This window comes from Paenimyroides tangerinum (assembly GCF_003865405.1).
Classification (GTDB): Bacteria; Bacteroidota; Bacteroidia; order Flavobacteriales; family Flavobacteriaceae; genus Flavobacterium; species Flavobacterium tangerinum.
In genome coordinates, this window is record NZ_RQVQ01000010.1 from 45,398 (window position 1) to 63,013 (window position 17,616).

Below are 17,616 nucleotides of genomic sequence, written 5' to 3' on the forward strand. Positions count from 1 at the left end.
TATGAAATTATATATGAAAGCTACCGTTAAAAAATATATTTTAAACTTTAAACAAGCATCAGGAACTTCTCGTGGTGTGATGACAGAAAAGGAAACTTGGTTTCTGATTTTAGAAAATGAAGGTAAAAAAGGAATAGGAGAATGCTGTATTTTTAGAGGTTTATCTTATGATGATCGTTTAGATTATTCGGACAAGTTAAATGAAGTTTGTCAATGGATTAAAGCTGGTAAAAAGGCTGATGAACTTTGGGAAATGTTACGAGATTGGCCTTCGATTCAATTTGGTGTGGAGCAAGCTTTTTTATCTTTAGAAAGCACAAATCCTTTTGTTTTATTTCCAAGTCGATTTACAAATTCTCAGGCTGCAATTCCAATAAATGGATTGGTATGGATGGGAAACAAAGAGTTTATGAAAGCTCAAATTGATGATAAGCTTTCGAATGGTTTTGATTGTATAAAACTTAAAATTGGAGCTATTAATTTTGATGAAGAATTGGATTTAATTCGATACATTCGTAGTAATTATTCTAAAGAAATTGTTGAGATTCGTGTAGATGCTAACGGAGGATTTAGTTCGATTGAAGCTTTATATAAATTAACCCAATTGGCTGAATTAGATTTACATAGTATTGAACAACCTATTAAAAAAATTCAATATGACAGTATGTCAGAGCTTTGTAGAATAACACCTTTGCCAATCGCATTAGATGAAGAGTTAATCGGGGTTGTAAATTTGAACGATAAAGAAAATCTATTGGATAAAATTATGCCTCAATATATCATTTTAAAGCCGAGTTTGGTAGGAGGTTTTAAAGGTTCTCAAGAATGGATTCGATTAGCTGAAGAGCGAAATATTGGATGGTGGATAACTTCTGCTTTAGAAAGTAACATTGGTTTAAATGCTATTGCACAGTGGACATATAATTTAGAATCGACTATGTTACAAGGTTTAGGAACTGGTGCTTTATTTACGAATAATTTTAGTTCGCCTTTAATTGTAAAAAACGGACATTTATGGTATGATGATAGTCTAAAATGGGATTTGGATTTTAATTTATTCGATGATTTTATTGTTTAGTAAATGTAGATTTTAACAGTTTGTAACATTGTGTCTGTTTTATTTAGAAAATATTTAGATTTTTTTTTGTTTTTATAATAAATAATGATACATTTGATATGCGTTGAGTTTATGTTAAATTTATTCAAAAATGGTTTTACGGGCATTTAACTATTGAATTGTAAATTTAATTAAGAGTATAAATCAATGTGGTAATTTTTTTTTACGTCTTTTATAAATTAGAAAAATTAGATCGTATTTTTGTTGTTTTGTTGATTATCACACAAAGTTTATCTTTTTTAGAACTCAATGTTTCATTATCAACCACTATAGGTATTGCTATGAAATCTTAATAGATAATGGATAAAAATCTCGCGAAAAAGCGAGATTTTTTTATTTAAAAACCAAAGATATTCTATATATTTGCAACCTACTTCTGGGGCCGATCGGTTTTGACAGCGAGTGGAATTGAACGGTAAGCACGTCGAGCGCTGGAACACAGCTCGTAAATATCATGTTTCAAACTTTTTACACGGCGAAGAAAACTACGCTTTAGCTGCTTAATCTGAATTAATAGTAAGATACGCCCAGTTCCTATTAGATAGGAAAGCTGAATTCTCCTAAAAAGCCTTGGTTTATGGCGTTTTGTTAAGGGGAACCGTAAAAGTAAACCTAGAACGATTAGTATCTCGGATATCGTTTGAACACCTTAGAGGTTAAGTAAAGAGTGGCTGTTTTTGGCCTTGCTTTTTAACGAAAATTCAATCAAAAACTAAACGCGTAGAAAGCCCTTTGATTGCTTGTTTGGACCAGGGTTCGATTCCCTGCGGCTCCACTGATAAAACACTGAATTTCAGTGTTTTATTTTTTTAAGACTAAGTTTTATGTCCATTTTATGACCATAAAGCATTTTGAAATTGCCCTTTCAATAGTTCTTAGCTGCTCCTTAAAACCGAGCAATATGATTAAATTAAAAATTAAGAAGTCGAATTTTACGACTCCGATAGTTACTAAGAATGGTGACTATCAAATTATCCAATTCCGTTTTGATGGTGTTCGATTTAGAATGTCTTTTGATTTAAATAAAATTAAAGACAAGAAAGCTCGAAATAGACAATTCGAAATTTATCGCGCCGAAATTGAACGAAAACTGAATAACGGTTGGAACCCTAACGTAAACGAGGAAGACGAGGTTCAGCAAAGCAGTTACAACTCTTTATCTGAATCCTTGAATTTTGCTTTAGAGAAGAAACGTGAGACTGTACGTGAAAGTACCTTTAAAGATTATGAAACTACCGTTTCTAAATTTATAAAGCATTCTAATAAGTTTAAGCTTGTAGATTCCGATATTAAAGACATCACAAGAAAAGATATTCTAAATATTTTTAACGATATGACCACTGCCTATAAGTGGGCAAATAAATCATACAATAAATATTTAGGTAATGTTCGAACGCTTTTTTCTGTTTTAACGGAATGGGAATATATCGACAATAATATCTGTCGTGATATAAGTCTAAAGAAAACTGTTCAAAGTGATTTCTATGAACCCGCAAGTGATATCGAACTAAAACTTATTAAAGATAAATTATCTGAAGACTTTTCTAATCTTTGGGATTTTGTTTTCTTTTTGTTTCAAACCGGATTACGTCCTCACGAAATTTTATTGATTCAAATGAAGATGATTGATTTAAAAAATCGTGTAATCATTCTTCCAAAGGAAATTATTAAAACATCAATAAAACGTATCGTTCCAATTGATGAATATATCTATGATTTTTTATTAAGTAAAGATTTAAGCCTATTAAATAAGGACTTCTACTTATTTGGTACAAATAGACCCTATAAGAATAAAGGAGTTTCAAATGAAACAGACTTAATACCTGCCGCAGAACCATTATCAAGAAAAACTGTTTCTAAATGGTGGCAGCGTAAAGTTGAGATTCCTTTAGGGATTGATGTCAAACTATATTCATTTAAGCATTTAACTGCAAATAAAAGGCTAGAGGCTGGGCAAAGTTTAGATGATGTTCAACATTTATTCGGACATACTAATAAAGCAATGACTAGAGTTTACGCAACCCATTTAACCAATATTTATGTAGATCGTTTAAAACAAAATAAATTAAGTTTGAATGATGTTGGATTACCAAATTAAAAACTTGGTCAATAACTTCTGAAGTAAAAAAGTTTGAGATTAAAAAAGCAATACTATATTAGCCGTATTCAAATCATAATTCATACGGATTGGGAATTGGTAGATTACGGGTTTAAAGCGAGGGTGGTTCCTCGCTTTTTTTATTTATTGCAATTTGCCTAGTGGTGTTTCGCTATCTAAATTATATTTCTATATTTACATGAATTGTACGAAATACAGAGATAGGTTTGGTTTGAAGAAGCCGTGGCCCTTATTCGTTTCGGCAAAAAAAATGTTAGCGGTAATTTTACCCATAAATGTGCACAAATGAAACAATTTTATTTAAAAGATAAATCTTTCGAATTTCAATTAGGTTTTGGGTTTTACCAAATTTACTTTACCGGGGGTTGGTATATAAAAAATCTTGAAGAACTAAACATAGAATTAATAGATTTAGATACAAATCAAAAAATAACTCTAAAATCTAAAGATATTTTTGGTTTACGAAAACAAGATTATATTGGAGGTAAAAAAGCTGTTCAAGTATTTGAGTTTAATTTAGCTAAACCAACAAATCTCAAAATCTCTATAAATAATCCAGAAACTTTAATAATGAAAAAAGTTCATCCATTTATGTTTATATATAGTATTTTATTTCCTAGAAAAATTGAAACTGATATAATTCAAGTGGTAATTAAATAAAAACTACCGCTAATAACTAAGCTTTCGTCTTGCTTCTTGGACATGAAATAAGATAAAAGAACCAAATATAAATTGATTTAATTTTTTCGGTCAATAACTCAAACATCAATTACTACATTATATCATTACCATATTCTATTTTAGATATGGTAATTTTTTTTTCATATAGTTTTAGTTAATAGTTATTCATGAGCAAACCTCTCACAATTAAGCAAGAAATATTCTGCCAAGCGTATTTACGTTTAGGAGATAAATCTGCAGCTTATCGAGAGGCTTACTCATGTTCTAACATGAAAGCCGAAACTATACACTCAAAGGCTTCACTGCTTTCAAGCGAGGATAAGGTTAGGGCAAGGATAGAACAACTTCAAAAAGAAGCTATTGAAAGAAACAAAGCAACATTAGACGAGGTACTAATTGTACTCGCTGATATTATTCGTTTTGATCCAGCTGCAATGTACGATGAAAACGGAACCCTTTTACCAATTCATAAAATGCCAAAGAAAGTGAGAATGTGTATTCAGTCTTTTGAGGTTCAAGAAATTCCAAGCTTTAATGATGAGCAACCGGAAACACTAACTAAAAAAGTAAAGCACTACGATAAACTTGCCGGAGTTGAAAAGCTAATGAAGCACTTAGGCGGGTATGAGCTAGACAACAAACAAAAGGCCACAAACATATTCCAACCAGACGATAGACAAATCCGATTAGATAAATTAACCTCAAAATTGAAAAAGTAATATGCTAACCGATCAAGAAATCATTGAATTAGAACAACTACTTAAAATTGAAGAGTTAAATGTTTTACCCAATGAAGTAAACGATAACTACCGCTTTTTAAAGAAACAATTTGAAGAGCAAACCTATGTAAATGAAAACTTAGTAAAAGGTTCAAAAGGTGTTGTTTTAGAAGGGGGCGCAAGAAGCGGAAAAACTTACTCCAGCTTATACTTCATTTTATATATCTGTTTACACGTAGAGCAAACTTGTGTAATCAATATCGTTCGTGAAACCTATAACGAGTTTAAAACAACGCTATATCTAGACTTTAAAAAGATACTTCGAGAATTTGGTTTACCTAATCCATTTGAAACCGCTAAAGACGTTCAATCGTTTTACATAGGTAAGAACCAAATCAACTTCATGGGTGCGGACCAACCAAGTAAGGTACACGGAGCAACTTCCGATTATTTGTACTTCAATGAGATGCTAACGATTGATCAGCAGGTTTTCAAAAACTTAACCATGCGTTGTAATAAGTTTTGGATTGCCGATTTTAACCCTTCAGTAACTGAGCACTGGGTATTTAATGAAGTAATCACTCGTGACGATGTTGGTCATTTACGATCAACCTTTAGAGGTAACCCACATATTCCAATCGGGCAGAAGATTGAGATTTTAGCTTCTGAGCCTTGGCTTCCTGGTTCTTATGTTGTAGAAGATGATATTATCAAATGTTACAATAAGAAAACTGGCAAACTTGAGCCGATATCTGACTGCAACCAACCACCGGCACACCCAAAGAACACCCGACAAGGAACAGCGAACGAATTCTTTTGGAAGGTTTATGGTTTAGGATTACGTGGGGCAATGACCGGAATTATCTTTGATAACGTTTCCTATATTACCGATTGGCCCGAAGATATAGCTCGGACTTACGGTCTTGATTTTGGTTTTACAAACGATCCAACCGCCTTAACGGGGTTTGGAGAAGATGAACACAATATCTGGATTGAGTTATTGCTTTATGAACCTATTGACCACCCCGACGATTTAGATACGGTACTTGTTTCTCTTGGAGTTGAAAAGGATGTCCCGATTACTGCAGATTCATCTGATAAATATACTGGGGAGAACAAAGGAACTGTTGAAATGGTCCGAGCTCTTAAAAAGAAGGGATATTCTATTCGAAAGGTTTCCAAAAACAAAGGGGTTGTTTTCTGGATTGGATCGATGAAAAAGAAGAAAATTCATTTAGTAATTCGCAATGAGAAACTTGGAAAGTTTGCCAAAATAGAACAACAAAACTACCGATTTAAAGAAGTAAATGGTATTCCAATAAACCAACCAATAGATAAATTCAACCATATGTGGGATTCAGGAAGATACGCCCACATGGCTTATAATAACCCGTTAACCTTACACCAAACCACTCAATCTCTTAATGAATTAGGTATAAACTATTAGAAAATGGATTTAGTTGAGTTAATAAAAAAAGACACTCAAAAGGCAATTGGTTTTATTGAGTCAAATCAAATGCCAAGAACCGATATAACTTCTTGGGAAGAATTGAACAGGGAGTTTAATAAAAGCGAACGTAATTTAAGGCCGTCACAAGTTGGAAATATCCAAAAGGATAAGATTGTTGGGAGTGGCGAAAAGACTAAAAACGTTACGGCAATTCGTTTGTCTATTCCTTTTGCAAAAAAAATTGTGAGTACGGCAGTAGCTTTTGAATTAGGCGAGCCGGTTACTTTGATAGCCGATGATAAGAATGAATTATACGAGGCGGTAAAGCAAACTTGGAAATTAAACAGATTAGATAATAAACTTCAAGAGGCTTTAAAGAGAAAGAAATCCGAATTAGAATGCTGTTTGATATTTCACATTGAGGATATTCCAAGCGATAAAGGTTGGATTACTAAAATATTTACTTCTGAGAAGAAGCGAATCAAATCTACTTTAAAAACAAACAAAGACGGTAGAATGTACCCTATTTTCGATAATGTCGGAAATATGATTCAGTTTGTTTGGAGATTTAAAACTAAGATTGAAAATAAAGAAGTAGATAATATTTGGATTTACACTGATAAAAACAGAATCGTAATTGATAATTCCATTGAAAACGTTTATTCTCAAAGAGAAAGTAAACCTCACGGATTTGATAGAATTCCAGTTCTATATTTACAACAAGATTTACCAGAGTGGGAAGATGTAAAAACAATCATTGATCGATTCGAAGTTGCGCTTTCAAAGCTTGGTGGCTCGAATGACTATGCGGGTTATCCTTTACTTAAGCTTTATGGAGAGTTAGTCAATATGCCGGACCGAAATGACGATGGGAAAACGCTGCGCTTCCCAATGAAAGAGGTTGACGACACAAGCGGAAAAACAATTCACGGAGATGCTGAGTTCTTAACGGCTAATAATGCTGCTGAATCTGTTAAACTTGAACTTGAGAAATTATATTCATTAATTCACGCCATGAGCTCAACACCCGATATCGCTTTCGATAATTTAAAAGGTCTTGGTTCCATGTCTGGAGTTGCTTTAAAATTGATGTTCTTGGATGCGATTATAAAGGCTAAGATGAATGAAGGTGATAACAGAACAATGATTGAACGCTGTTTAAATATCATTGGTTCAGGAATTAAAAGTACTCTAAATACGAAACTTTCAAAGCAAGAGTTGTTGGTTTCTGTTCAGTTTAATTCAATTCTCCCAAATGATTTAAAAGAGGCGGTTGAAATTGCAACAACTGCCGTACAAGGCGGCGTTATGAGTAAAGAAACTGCGGTTAACTACTTAGATATGGTTGAGGACAAGGGGAAAGAAGTTAATGTTTTAAAAAGGGAAATTAATGATTTAAAAAAGGAAGTTAAATCTGTTAAATAATAAGCGTACAATAAGTTTAGTTTGTAGATTTATATCAAATATTTATACGTTAGAAATTTATGCAAAAATTTAAATTATTTTCAGTTTTATTATCTTTTGTAATTATGGCAATTACTTTTGTGAGTTGTAATACTAAGGAAGGGGAAAGTTTAGGAAATATATATAATACGGTAGCCGATACTGAAAATGAAAGTGAAAGCGAAGAGGAGGTTAGCTCAGAGGATTCAAATTTAGACAGTAATACCGATGTTAATGATATTGATACTTTATTAAACGAGTATGAAAAAACCGTCAACCAGTACAATGACTATAAAGAGAGAATTAGTGAAGGAGATATAACTGTTATAGCTGAAGCTCCTGCCTTATTAGAAAGGGCTCAAGACTTGAAAGCCAAATTTGAAAAGATAAAAGACAATATGACGGCTGAACAGATTGCGAGATTATCTGTCATTATTAGTAATATGTAAGACTAAATTTTTAAATAATATAAATACCACCCAAATCTGGGTGGTTTTTTTATGTCTTCATAGCTGGTCAATAACTCGACCGGCTTTTTTTTTGCCCCAAAGACACACTCACTTAAATTAGATACAAATCATAATTAATATAACAGTATCTAATATGAGCAAAAAACAAAAGATTGCAGGTAGACTTAAGGCTTTGTTTCCTAAGGCTAACTTATCTCAAAAAAGGATAGACGCTATTGCGGCTAAACTTGAATCAAAAGTTGCAGACGATGCAGATGAAACAGCCATTGATGATGTGGTTAATCAAGCCAATGATTTTATGGACTTTGAGGCTATTGCTAAAGAGGACGACAGAATCAGAACTTTGGAAGCCAATCAAAAGAAAGCCGGTGAGGGTGAAGGCGAACCAAATCCACCAGGTACACCGCCAACTCCTCCAACAGATGAAACCCCTGAGTGGGCGAAGTCATTACTTCAAAAGGTTGAAGCTATCGAAAAAGGTGAAATCACAAAATCAAAAGTAACAACTGTTGCGGACCTTTTCTCTAAATCTGAAGTTTTAAAAGGACTCCCGGAAAATCAAAAACAATCTTGGATGAAACGTGTGAATTTAGATGCTGAAGATTTAGCGACTGAAATTTCTTCTTTAGAAGCAGAATACACCGAATTAAAACAATCGATTGTTGACTCAAGTGATTATGCGGGTGCCCCATTTAGAGCAACGGAGGCGGGGGGTTCGGTATCGGATGCTGAATTGGATGCTGTTATGGGCAATTTATAAATTAAAAAACATTAAGAAATGGGAGTAGTAGCTTCATTAAACAATCAAAAGCACGGTTTTGATTCTAGTAACGATACGATCGTCGTACCAAGAGTTTTTGAAACCGTAATTGGTGGGCGCACGTTAGATACCGCCAACTTTACCCCTGAGGTTATTCCGGCGGGTCATGTGGTAATCAAAGAAGATGCAACGGGGAATTACAAACCTATGCCCGTTAGTGGTGCAGCCTATGCTGCACTACCTGCAAGTCACTCAGTAGTTGGGGTTGTAATTTCAACAGTGGAAACTAAAAAGCCTTTTGTTGGTGTTTGTGTTAGAGGTACAGTGAATGAGGCTGCGTCTTTATACCCACCAACAACGGCAATCAAATCGGCATTGCCATTAATTCGTTTCATTAAAGAATAATCAGTAAATGGAAAAATCAATTTTTATACATCTAAAAGACTGGTTCGGTAGAATCGTTGGGAGATTATCTGTTTTTACTAACGGAAAATTAGAAAATGAAGAGCAAGAGTATCTTCATAAAAAAATGCTTTCAGAAGAGCATTCTGCAGATTTGAAATGGGGAAGTTCAACTTATAACGGGTCCATTGTTAAGGCCGATATCGTTGCCATGGATTCTGAACTGGCATTGAAAAAACAAGATTCTTTATCAACTGCATCTGGAGATATTCCAAAGCAAGGTATGATGTTTAAGCTTACAGAAAAGCAATTATCCGATATCGATACTATGATTGCCAAAGGGTTTGAAATGGTTAATATCGTGAAAAAGGTTTTTGAACAAGTTAAAAAATCAATTCTGGGTATTCATGAAAACAATGAATATATGTTTTTACAGGCCTTATCAACAGGGCAAACTTTATTAGAGGATAAAGATAATGTTGGTTTAGGTATTCGAGTTGATTTTGGTTTTCAGGATAAACGTAAACATAACGCCTCGAAGCCTTGGAGTGATCCAACGGCCAAAGTTGTTGATGATATCAATAGAGTTTTAAAAGCGGCTAAGTCTGAGGGGATTTCTTACAAGGTTATTATGTTAGATGATACCACGTTGGGTTATTTGCGTGAAAATGAACAAGTAAAAAATCATTTTGCATTTGTTAAGGGTATTGTTGCCGAAGGGGGGGTTGTTCCCACTTTAAGTGAAGAGCAGTTGTTGAACTTTATTTCTTTAAACTTTAAGTTAAAGGTGATTACTGTTGATCGTACGGTTATTTCAGAGAAAAATGGAATAAGAACAACTTTAACTCCTTGGGAATCTGGAATCATTACATTCCTACAAAGTGAAAAAGTAGGGCGTTTAGTTTACGGAACTTTAGCAGAGGAAACGCGTAAAAATCCATCAATATCTTATCAAAAGGCTGGTTCTTATATCATGGTTAAAAAATGGTCAGAGAACAAACCTTTTTCGGAGTGGACTTCATCGGAGGCTTTGTGTTTGCCGGTAATTGATAATGGCGCATTTATCTCATTACTTGATACTAAGATTGCCAATGTTGAGGACACTCAAACGGAGGACGATGCAAACTTTACTTATGATGGTAAAAATTACACTAAAGCTTCTGTAGTGGCAGCAGTTAAGATTGTAAACCCAACTTCTACGGTAACTGTTGCAACTAAGGATTCAGCATTAGCAACAATCATCAATAAGTTCAACGAAGAACAAATTACGGTATTTGAGGCTAATATAACACTAGCGACGTAATGTATTCTGAAAGTAGCAAAATATTAATAAGTAAAAGAGTCGGTTGGAGTGTTCCAACTGACTCTTTATTTTCTGTTGAGATTTCAGAAGATAACCAAACTGCTACTTCTGGAAGGTATGTTAATTCATTTCATCAATTAGCCACGGTAGAGAACCTATTTTTTACGATAGACGAAAATAAAACGGGCGAGTCTGAATTCAATAAAACCTTATATTCAATGCTTAAGGAAGCTTCAATTGAAGTATTAAATAAGGTGCTTGATCAACACAAAGACTATGATTTTGATAAGGATTACGACTCTGAGATAGAAAAATATCAATCGTTATTTGATGAGCCGTTAGGCTATTTATTAGCGATTAAATCTATTGAATTACTTGTCTCCTCTAATCGTAGTAATGCAGTAGAACGTAATTCAAAGTTAAGTTTCCAAATGCTAAAGATGGAACTTGAAGGGGTTAAAAACGATAACGGGCATTGTATTTCTGAGGGTTTAAATTCTAAGTTTTATACTGCGCTAAAGAATGCCCAAAAGAAAATATTCCCGAAACAAATTGAGATAATTGGTGATTCAGTATGGTAGAATATGGAATCGATATTGAAATCGAAAAAATTAGAAGGCACCTTTTAAAAAATCTTGGTTGGCTAGGTGTTGAAATGTTCGGTAGGGCCTATAAAAATGTTACTAAGGATGGGAAATTAGTTCCAGAAGTTTATATCGGTAATGGAGAATATAAAGAAATTCTTACCAGTGATTTAAAATCTGTTACGGTGTTTTTTGTTGACTCGGATGAGCACACTAAGGCAAATTCATTAGAAATGCAGACCGATTTATCAGTTGTTTTCATAGTGAATTTAGTTAAGCTAAAAGGAAACAACAATACAAGACTAGACGCTTTAGTTCAACATGAGGTCCTTTCAACATTAAAGCAAACCACTCAATTTGAAATCAGCGAGCTCACAAAAGGTTTAGATGCCTTAAAAGAGTTTGACACTTCAAAAATAAAACTAAGTGATATGCAGCCATATCACATTTTTTCAGTCACAGGTAAAATAAAATATAAAATTAATAATTGTTAAGTATGAACAGACCATATGTGGAGTGTCACGAAAACAAAACGGGCTTTAGAAATACTGGAGCAAAAAAGCAATGTGTCTTAGGTAAAACTGTAAAGTTTGCTTACGGTATTCCAGGATTCAAGTTCGCATCTGTGGAAGATGCAAAAGATATTGAAAAATGGAATGAGGCAATTGCACAAAAGAAATTATTCCCATTGTACGACGCTGAGGAATATGCAGTTGCCGATACAGAGCCAACTTATTGGGAAGGTGAAAACATTAGAATTGAAACATCAAAGGGGAAAAAGATTAGAACATTTCGTTCAATCTTGAGTTTATGCTCATACTTTGCCTTAAAATCATTTGACGGGCAAGAAGGTCAGATTTTTGAATTTACCAATGATCCAGGAGTAAAAGGTATCATCGGCGAAGATGGTTCGGTAAAAGGACAAACAACAACTTTAAATATTGGGCGTTTACAAGACTCAACAGGTGAAATGCCACAGAATGCTGTTGTAACGGTTAACTACAAGGACTTTAACGAAAGAGAAAACGCTGGAGCCGATTTCAAAACGAATTGGTCGCATTTGGAGTTATTCGGAATTTTTGACGCGCATTTAGAATTAGTTTCTGCTTCTGCTACCCAAATCAAGATAAAAGTTAGAACAGGCTGTGGGGCAGGTGATGAGTTGATATCAACTTTAAAAAGTGGAGATTTAGAGGTAAGAAGTGCGGTGGGGGCTTTAGTAACAACAACTTTCGTTGAAGCCGATTCTCAAGGGATTTACACTTTAACTGGGACTGCTTTTACTACTGGGCACACAGTTTTATTAGTTGGGGTTGTTTCGATTGATAATCAGCACTACGAAAGTACTGGGCCATTAAAGGTTACTATTACCTAATGCGTAAGTATAAAGGGATAACATTTGCAGAGGGCATTACGATGTCCTTTGCAGATTTTAAAGAGCAATATTCCAACTTAGAAATCTTTAAAAATATCCCAGAGGAAAACAGAGAATCGGAATTAAAGAAAGCCTATAAGATTGCAACCTATGGCAACATTAAAACAAGCACTAAGCCTAGCCAAGAAAATAGAAACGAGTAAAATTGAGTCTGTGTTATTTGGAATCATCAAGCAACTTCAAAAAGAAATCATACAAAAGAACCAGGACCAATTAGGAAAAGGAAAAGACGTTTATCAGAAGACAATTGGGCTTTACTCCAAAGCAACTGAGGCAATCACGGCGCATGATTATTTTGCGGGAAAGCGAAAGGATATTAAAAAAGCTGGAACACCTTACACCGCTCAAGATACTGGAGACTTCTTCAAAGGTTTTTATTTAGAAGTTCAAGGTGATGCTTTTAAAATCTTTTCAAAGGCCCCAAAGACACATGAGATTCTAGATACTTGGGGAACAGAGGCTATTTTCGGGCTTTCGGATAAAGATTTAAGGGAGATTGTGATAAACGGCATTCTCCCTTTTTTATTAAAAAATATTAGAAATACACTTCAAATATGATTTACAATACTTTAGATTATCTACCCATAAAAATATTTATTAAGATTCAAGAAACTGGAAACCTTAGTTTACTGGCTACAGTGGATGAAGATGTTTCTAATGAAGAACTTCAAATTTTGTTTGATAAGCTTTCGGACGAATTTCAACAACTTAACGGGGAGGATAACTCATCTAGAAATTTTATGATATTAAAAGAGATTTCGCATTTAGAGGCTAAATTAAAAACGGCAATGTGTGGAATTGAGATTCTAAGATTTGAGGCAAACAATTCGGTTATGTTGGCTTTATCTGAATTATTAAATGTTACTATCAGAACCAATCGAACTGATTATTATTTTAAAGACTTGGAGCGTGCTGAAAGTAAGGCTAGGTTAATCAATAAGTCTATTGAAAAGCTCCGCGATCAATTACCTAAAAAAGAGGAAACCAAATTCGATTCTATTGATGATACACTTGCGGCCATTGCTATGATAACGGGTGTTTCCTTTGATTTTAATGCGCTTAGTTGTACAGCCTACGCTGCTTTAATCAAACAAACAAAGCAGAAAGTAAAAGCCCAAGAGGAAAGTATAAACAAACTAAAAAACAAATAGTATGGCATCAGGTGACGGAGTAATTACACGAAAAGACATCATTACCGATGAGGCACTTTCGTTTGGAAAAGAATATCGAAAAAACGTTGATGAGGCAATTCAAGCCAATGATGAATTAATCAGGCAATTTAAAACTCTATTAGATGTTTCTAAGGCTTATCGGAAAGCTGAATCGAATCATGATTATAAACAAGAAAAAGCTAAAGAGGCTCAAGCAAACCGAGATATTCTAAACTCTATTAAAGAAATGGAGCAAGCAGAAAGAGCTCTTGAAAGAATCAGAAAAGAAAAGCTTAAAACAGAGCGAGAACTACTTAAAATTGCTCAAGAGAATATAAAGCTTTCAATGTCCCAGGCACAAAGAGAAGCCCAAGCAGAAAAAGAAATCGAACGTATTAAGCAAGAGCGAATTAAAACTGAGAAGGAATTAGCTCGTTTAGCTTTAGAAAACGAACGCCTAAATAAGCAACAAGCCCAAACTGCAATTTCTAATGAAAGGGAGTTGGAGCGTGTAAAGCAGGAATTAATCAAAACAGAGCGTGAACAAGCTAAATTAAAAAGAGATTTAATTAATCTTGAAAATGCTGAAGCAAACCAAAAGAAACGTTCAACCACCTTAACAATGGAAGAGCGTGTTCAGCAACAATTAGCCAACAAGGCAGAAAAGCAAGCCGTATTGGAGAAAATGGGGCTTATTGGAGCTTATCAAAAGTTAAACGCCCAACGAACTGAGGCTAAGAAAAAACTTCTTGATTTGATTGCGTCTGAGAAAGCATCCACAGCCGAAATTAAAAAAGCGCAAAGAGCGTTTGATGTTCTTGATAAAAAGGTTCGTAAAGCTGACCAAGCGGCTGGAGATTTTGGAAAAACAGTCGGAAATTATAGAACTGCTTTTAGTGGACTTTCGAACCTAATGGGAGCCTTTGGAATTGTGGGCGGAATTACCGGGGCTGTTATGCTTGGAAAGTCAATTTACGAAACAACAAAGCAAATTCAGGCTCAAGAAATAGCATTGAGAATGCTATCCGAAACCGAGGAAATTTATTCTAAAAACAAGGAATTTCTTACTAGAATTACAGAACAATACGGTTTGGAATTAATGACCACGACAAATGCGTATAAGAACTACTTTGCCTCGGCTAAAACTTCAGTTGAGGAGGGTAAGTTGGCCTTTAGTGATATGCAATTAATTTTTGAAAAGGTATCTAAATCATCTTCTACTTTGGGACTTTCGGTTGAACAACAAGAGGGGGCATTTTTGGCACTTTCTCAAATGTTATCTAAAGGAACAGTTCAATCTGAAGAATTACGTGGTCAATTAGGCGAAAGATTACCAGGAGCGTTTGAGGTTATGGCCAAGGCGTTAGGTGTTTCGACTATGGAACTTGGAAAAATGCTTGAGAATGGAGAAGTATTGGCGGCGGATGTTTTACCAAAATTTGCCATTGCTTACGAAAAAGCTATTGGCGCGGACCAAGTTCAAAGAGTTGAAACTTTAGCTGCAGCACAAAATAGAGCCTCAAATAAATGGACAGAATTTGTTGATAATTTGAATCAAGGGCAAGGGGTAATTACTCAAGCTGGAATGATGTTTTTTGATTGGACAAATCAAATTTTAGATACTGTAAATGCTAAATCGCAGTTGAGCGATGAAATATATAATGAGCAGTTAGAGCTTAATAGTTTGTTAAATAAAATCACTACGTTAAATGAGGATAACTCAACAAGATTTGAATTGATTGAAAAACTTAAACGTGAATACCCAAACTTTATTTCATTTATCGAGAAAGAAGATTATTCGAATGATAATCTTCGTAAAACTCTAAGTTTAGTTAACGATCAATATAGGGATCGTATTAAGTTACAGCTTCAGGTTGAAAATTTGGAAAAATTACAAAAAGAAAGAGACGCAGCTTTTAGAACTGAAGCTGTATTACGTTTAGAATTACAAAAAAAATTGCAAAAAATAAATATTAAATATGAGCTTGGCTTTGAAGTGACTGAAGAGAACGCCACGGATTTAGCTGGTGACATTCAAGATGCGGCAAGAAAAAACTTAAGTGCCTACGACCAGTTACAGATTAAAAAATTGAAATCTGCAATCAAAGCATATTCTGATATAGCGGATGAAAAAAGCAGGATAGTTGAACAAGAAATTGAATTAAATGAACAATTTCGAAAAGAAACTGGATTAAATTCTGAGGAGCAAGAGCAATTTCTGAACTCAATTAAAGAGCGAAATGATTTGATTGATGAACTTTATAAGAAAGCAAAATCAAAAGGATTTACAAATACAACCGGTAAAGAAACTACCGTAGAAGATTTACAAAAATTCTTAAATAAGCCTAGTAGTTTAGAAACCGACGAAGAAAGTAAGAAAAGAGAAGCCGCCGAAAGAAAAGCTAAAGCCACAAGGGAAAAGGCTTTAAGAGAGGCCGAAAAAAACGAGGACGACCGCCTTAAAAAATTGAAGGAATCTTATGAAGCAGAAATTGATTTATTAATCTTCAAGACACAGACCGAGGCTGAAATTTTAAAAGCTGAGGCGTCCAATGAAAAGAATACTTCCGATGAGCGTTATGATGCTTTGATGACAAGTTTTCAATTAGAGGAAGAATTGTTAAAGATGAATGTTGAAAAGCAGTTAACTCTTTCTCGTTCCTTTCAAAAAGAAAAAATGGCATTTACGGAACAAGAAATTTCTGATATGCTGAATAATATTAGTTTAAAAGCTGATATAACCAATGAAGAACTTTTAATTCTTGAAAAGTATTACACCGCTCAAGACAAACTAAGAAAAGACAATCAAAAGGGTTTAGAGGATAATGTGAAATTTGAAGTTGAACAGGTTAAGAAAAAAATTCAGGAACAAGTCAAATCTTCCAACTCTAAAAATTTTAATGATGAATCTGGAGAAATAAATGCCCTTAGTATCGGTAACAATTTAACCGATGTAGAAAGTTATGAGAAGGCAGTTTACGAAATCAAACGTAAATACTTATTAAAAAACCTTGAGGATGAATTGGCTGTATATAATCAAATCATCGAGAACGAAAAAGCCAAAGGAACCGTTACTCAGGAAATGCTCGACAAACAAGTAGAGCTTGGAAATTCAGTTCGTGAATTCAATAATCAAACTCATGTTGAATCTTTAGAAAAAGCCAAAGAGCTTGAGCAAAAATTCATTGAAATGGGGATGAATATTAAGAACGCTTTAGTTGATTTAACCAACGCTATTTTTGATAATCGTATTCAAAGGATTGATGAGGATATTGAGAGAAGTGATGAATACTATGAAGGCCAAATTGAAAATGCTAAGGGAGATGCAGATGAGCAAGAACGCTTAAGGATTATGCAAGAGGCGGCACGCGAAAAATTAGAGGCTAAAAAACGAAAAGAACAACATAAGCAAGCGGTTTTTAATAAGGCTATGGCTATTGCGGATATTGGAATGAGTACAGCGCAAGCAATTATGAAAGCAATGGCTGAGTTTCCTTTAACCGGTGGTATGCCTTTCACACTTATGGCCGCAATTGCAGGCGCAATTCAAACAGCAACCGTTTTAGCCACTCCAATACCCAAATATAAAACAGGTCGTAAAGGTGGACCCGAAGAAATAGCAATTGTCGGTGATGGTGGAGTTCACGAGGTTATCGAGCATAAAGATGGTTCTGCCGAACTAACACCTAAAAGGGATACGCTTGTAAAGCTTTTAGAAGGAGATACGGTTCACGCATCACTAGATTTATATCGTAAGTCAAGACGAAACAAAATCAATAATGATATTTATAAAGATAAATTGACGTTTGAGGCCTACCATTCATTAGCAGTGAATGATTATTCAAGTTTGGAAAAGGAGATTATCGTGCTTCAAGATATTCTAAAAAGAAAAAATATGTCAACCACGGTTAACATTCCAAAGTTTGATTTTGCACACCAGTTTTGGTTGGAAAAGCAAAAGAATTGGTAAAAGAAAACCACC

Annotated in this window: 16 protein-coding genes and 1 other RNA gene; all 17 read left to right on the forward strand. The window is 34.4% G+C overall.

Features of this window, described 5'->3' with window-relative positions; genetic code table 11:
* The first annotated feature begins 13 nt into the window (after positions 1-13).
* The gene (locus tag EG240_RS05775) at positions 14-1,078 is read left to right on the forward strand and encodes an o-succinylbenzoate synthase (RefSeq protein WP_125018504.1); all 1,065 of its coding nucleotides are present in this window, start codon (positions 14-16) and stop codon (positions 1,076-1,078) included.
* A gap of 417 nt (positions 1,079-1,495) precedes the next feature.
* Positions 1,496-1,895, forward strand: a transfer-messenger RNA (tmRNA) gene (ssrA, locus tag EG240_RS05780).
* Positions 1,896-2,018: 123 nt separating this feature from the next.
* Entirely contained in the window at positions 2,019-3,215 is a 1,197-nt protein-coding gene (locus EG240_RS05785; protein ID WP_158611989.1) for a tyrosine-type recombinase/integrase, read from the forward strand.
* A 306-nt stretch (positions 3,216-3,521) separates the two neighbouring features.
* A complete protein-coding gene (locus tag EG240_RS05790; protein ID WP_125018403.1) occupies positions 3,522-3,896 on the forward strand; it encodes a hypothetical protein in 375 nt (124 codons plus the stop codon).
* A gap of 188 nt (positions 3,897-4,084) precedes the next feature.
* Positions 4,085-4,636 (forward strand): terminase small subunit, encoded by a 552-nt coding sequence (locus tag EG240_RS05795; RefSeq protein WP_125018405.1) that lies wholly within the window; start codon positions 4,085-4,087, stop codon positions 4,634-4,636.
* Position 4,637: 1 nt separating this feature from the next.
* A complete protein-coding gene (locus tag EG240_RS05800) occupies positions 4,638-6,083 on the forward strand; it encodes a phage terminase large subunit (RefSeq protein ID WP_125018407.1) in 1,446 nt (481 codons plus the stop codon).
* A gap of 3 nt (positions 6,084-6,086) precedes the next feature.
* Positions 6,087-7,511: a phage portal protein gene (locus EG240_RS05805; RefSeq protein WP_125018409.1), complete on the forward strand. Its 1,425-nt coding sequence runs from the start codon at positions 6,087-6,089 to the stop codon at positions 7,509-7,511.
* A 59-nt stretch (positions 7,512-7,570) separates the two neighbouring features.
* Positions 7,571-7,978: a hypothetical protein gene (locus tag EG240_RS05810; RefSeq protein ID WP_125018411.1), complete on the forward strand. Its 408-nt coding sequence runs from the start codon at positions 7,571-7,573 to the stop codon at positions 7,976-7,978.
* A gap of 193 nt (positions 7,979-8,171) precedes the next feature.
* Complete coding sequence (locus tag EG240_RS05815) at positions 8,172-8,759, forward strand: hypothetical protein (RefSeq protein WP_125018413.1); 588 nt, start codon at positions 8,172-8,174, stop codon at positions 8,757-8,759.
* A gap of 18 nt (positions 8,760-8,777) precedes the next feature.
* Entirely contained in the window at positions 8,778-9,164 is a 387-nt protein-coding gene (locus EG240_RS05820) for a hypothetical protein (RefSeq protein WP_125018415.1), read from the forward strand.
* Between the two features lie 7 nt (positions 9,165-9,171).
* Positions 9,172-10,464 carry a major capsid protein gene (locus EG240_RS05825; RefSeq protein WP_125018418.1) on the forward strand — a complete coding sequence of 431 codons (1,293 nt, stop codon included), beginning with the start codon at positions 9,172-9,174 and terminating at the stop codon, positions 10,462-10,464.
* Positions 10,464-11,045, forward strand: a complete 582-nt coding sequence (locus EG240_RS05830; protein WP_125018420.1) for a hypothetical protein — start codon at positions 10,464-10,466, stop codon at positions 11,043-11,045. The genes EG240_RS05825 and EG240_RS05830 overlap by 1 nt, the downstream gene beginning before the upstream one ends.
* Entirely contained in the window at positions 11,039-11,542 is a 504-nt protein-coding gene (locus tag EG240_RS05835; protein WP_125018422.1) for a hypothetical protein, read from the forward strand. The genes EG240_RS05830 and EG240_RS05835 overlap by 7 nt, the downstream gene beginning before the upstream one ends.
* 2 nt (positions 11,543-11,544) lie before the next feature.
* Entirely contained in the window at positions 11,545-12,423 is an 879-nt protein-coding gene (locus EG240_RS05840; RefSeq protein WP_125018424.1) for a hypothetical protein, read from the forward strand.
* Positions 12,424-12,573: 150 nt separating this feature from the next.
* Entirely contained in the window at positions 12,574-13,041 is a 468-nt protein-coding gene (locus EG240_RS05845; RefSeq protein WP_125018426.1) for a hypothetical protein, read from the forward strand.
* The gene (locus tag EG240_RS05850; protein WP_125018428.1) at positions 13,038-13,634 is read left to right on the forward strand and encodes a hypothetical protein; all 597 of its coding nucleotides are present in this window, start codon (positions 13,038-13,040) and stop codon (positions 13,632-13,634) included. The genes EG240_RS05845 and EG240_RS05850 overlap by 4 nt, the downstream gene beginning before the upstream one ends.
* Before the next feature lies 1 nt (position 13,635).
* Positions 13,636-17,604, forward strand: a complete 3,969-nt coding sequence (locus EG240_RS05855) for a tape measure protein (protein ID WP_125018430.1) — start codon at positions 13,636-13,638, stop codon at positions 17,602-17,604.
* The last annotated feature ends 12 nt before the right edge of the window (positions 17,605-17,616 follow it).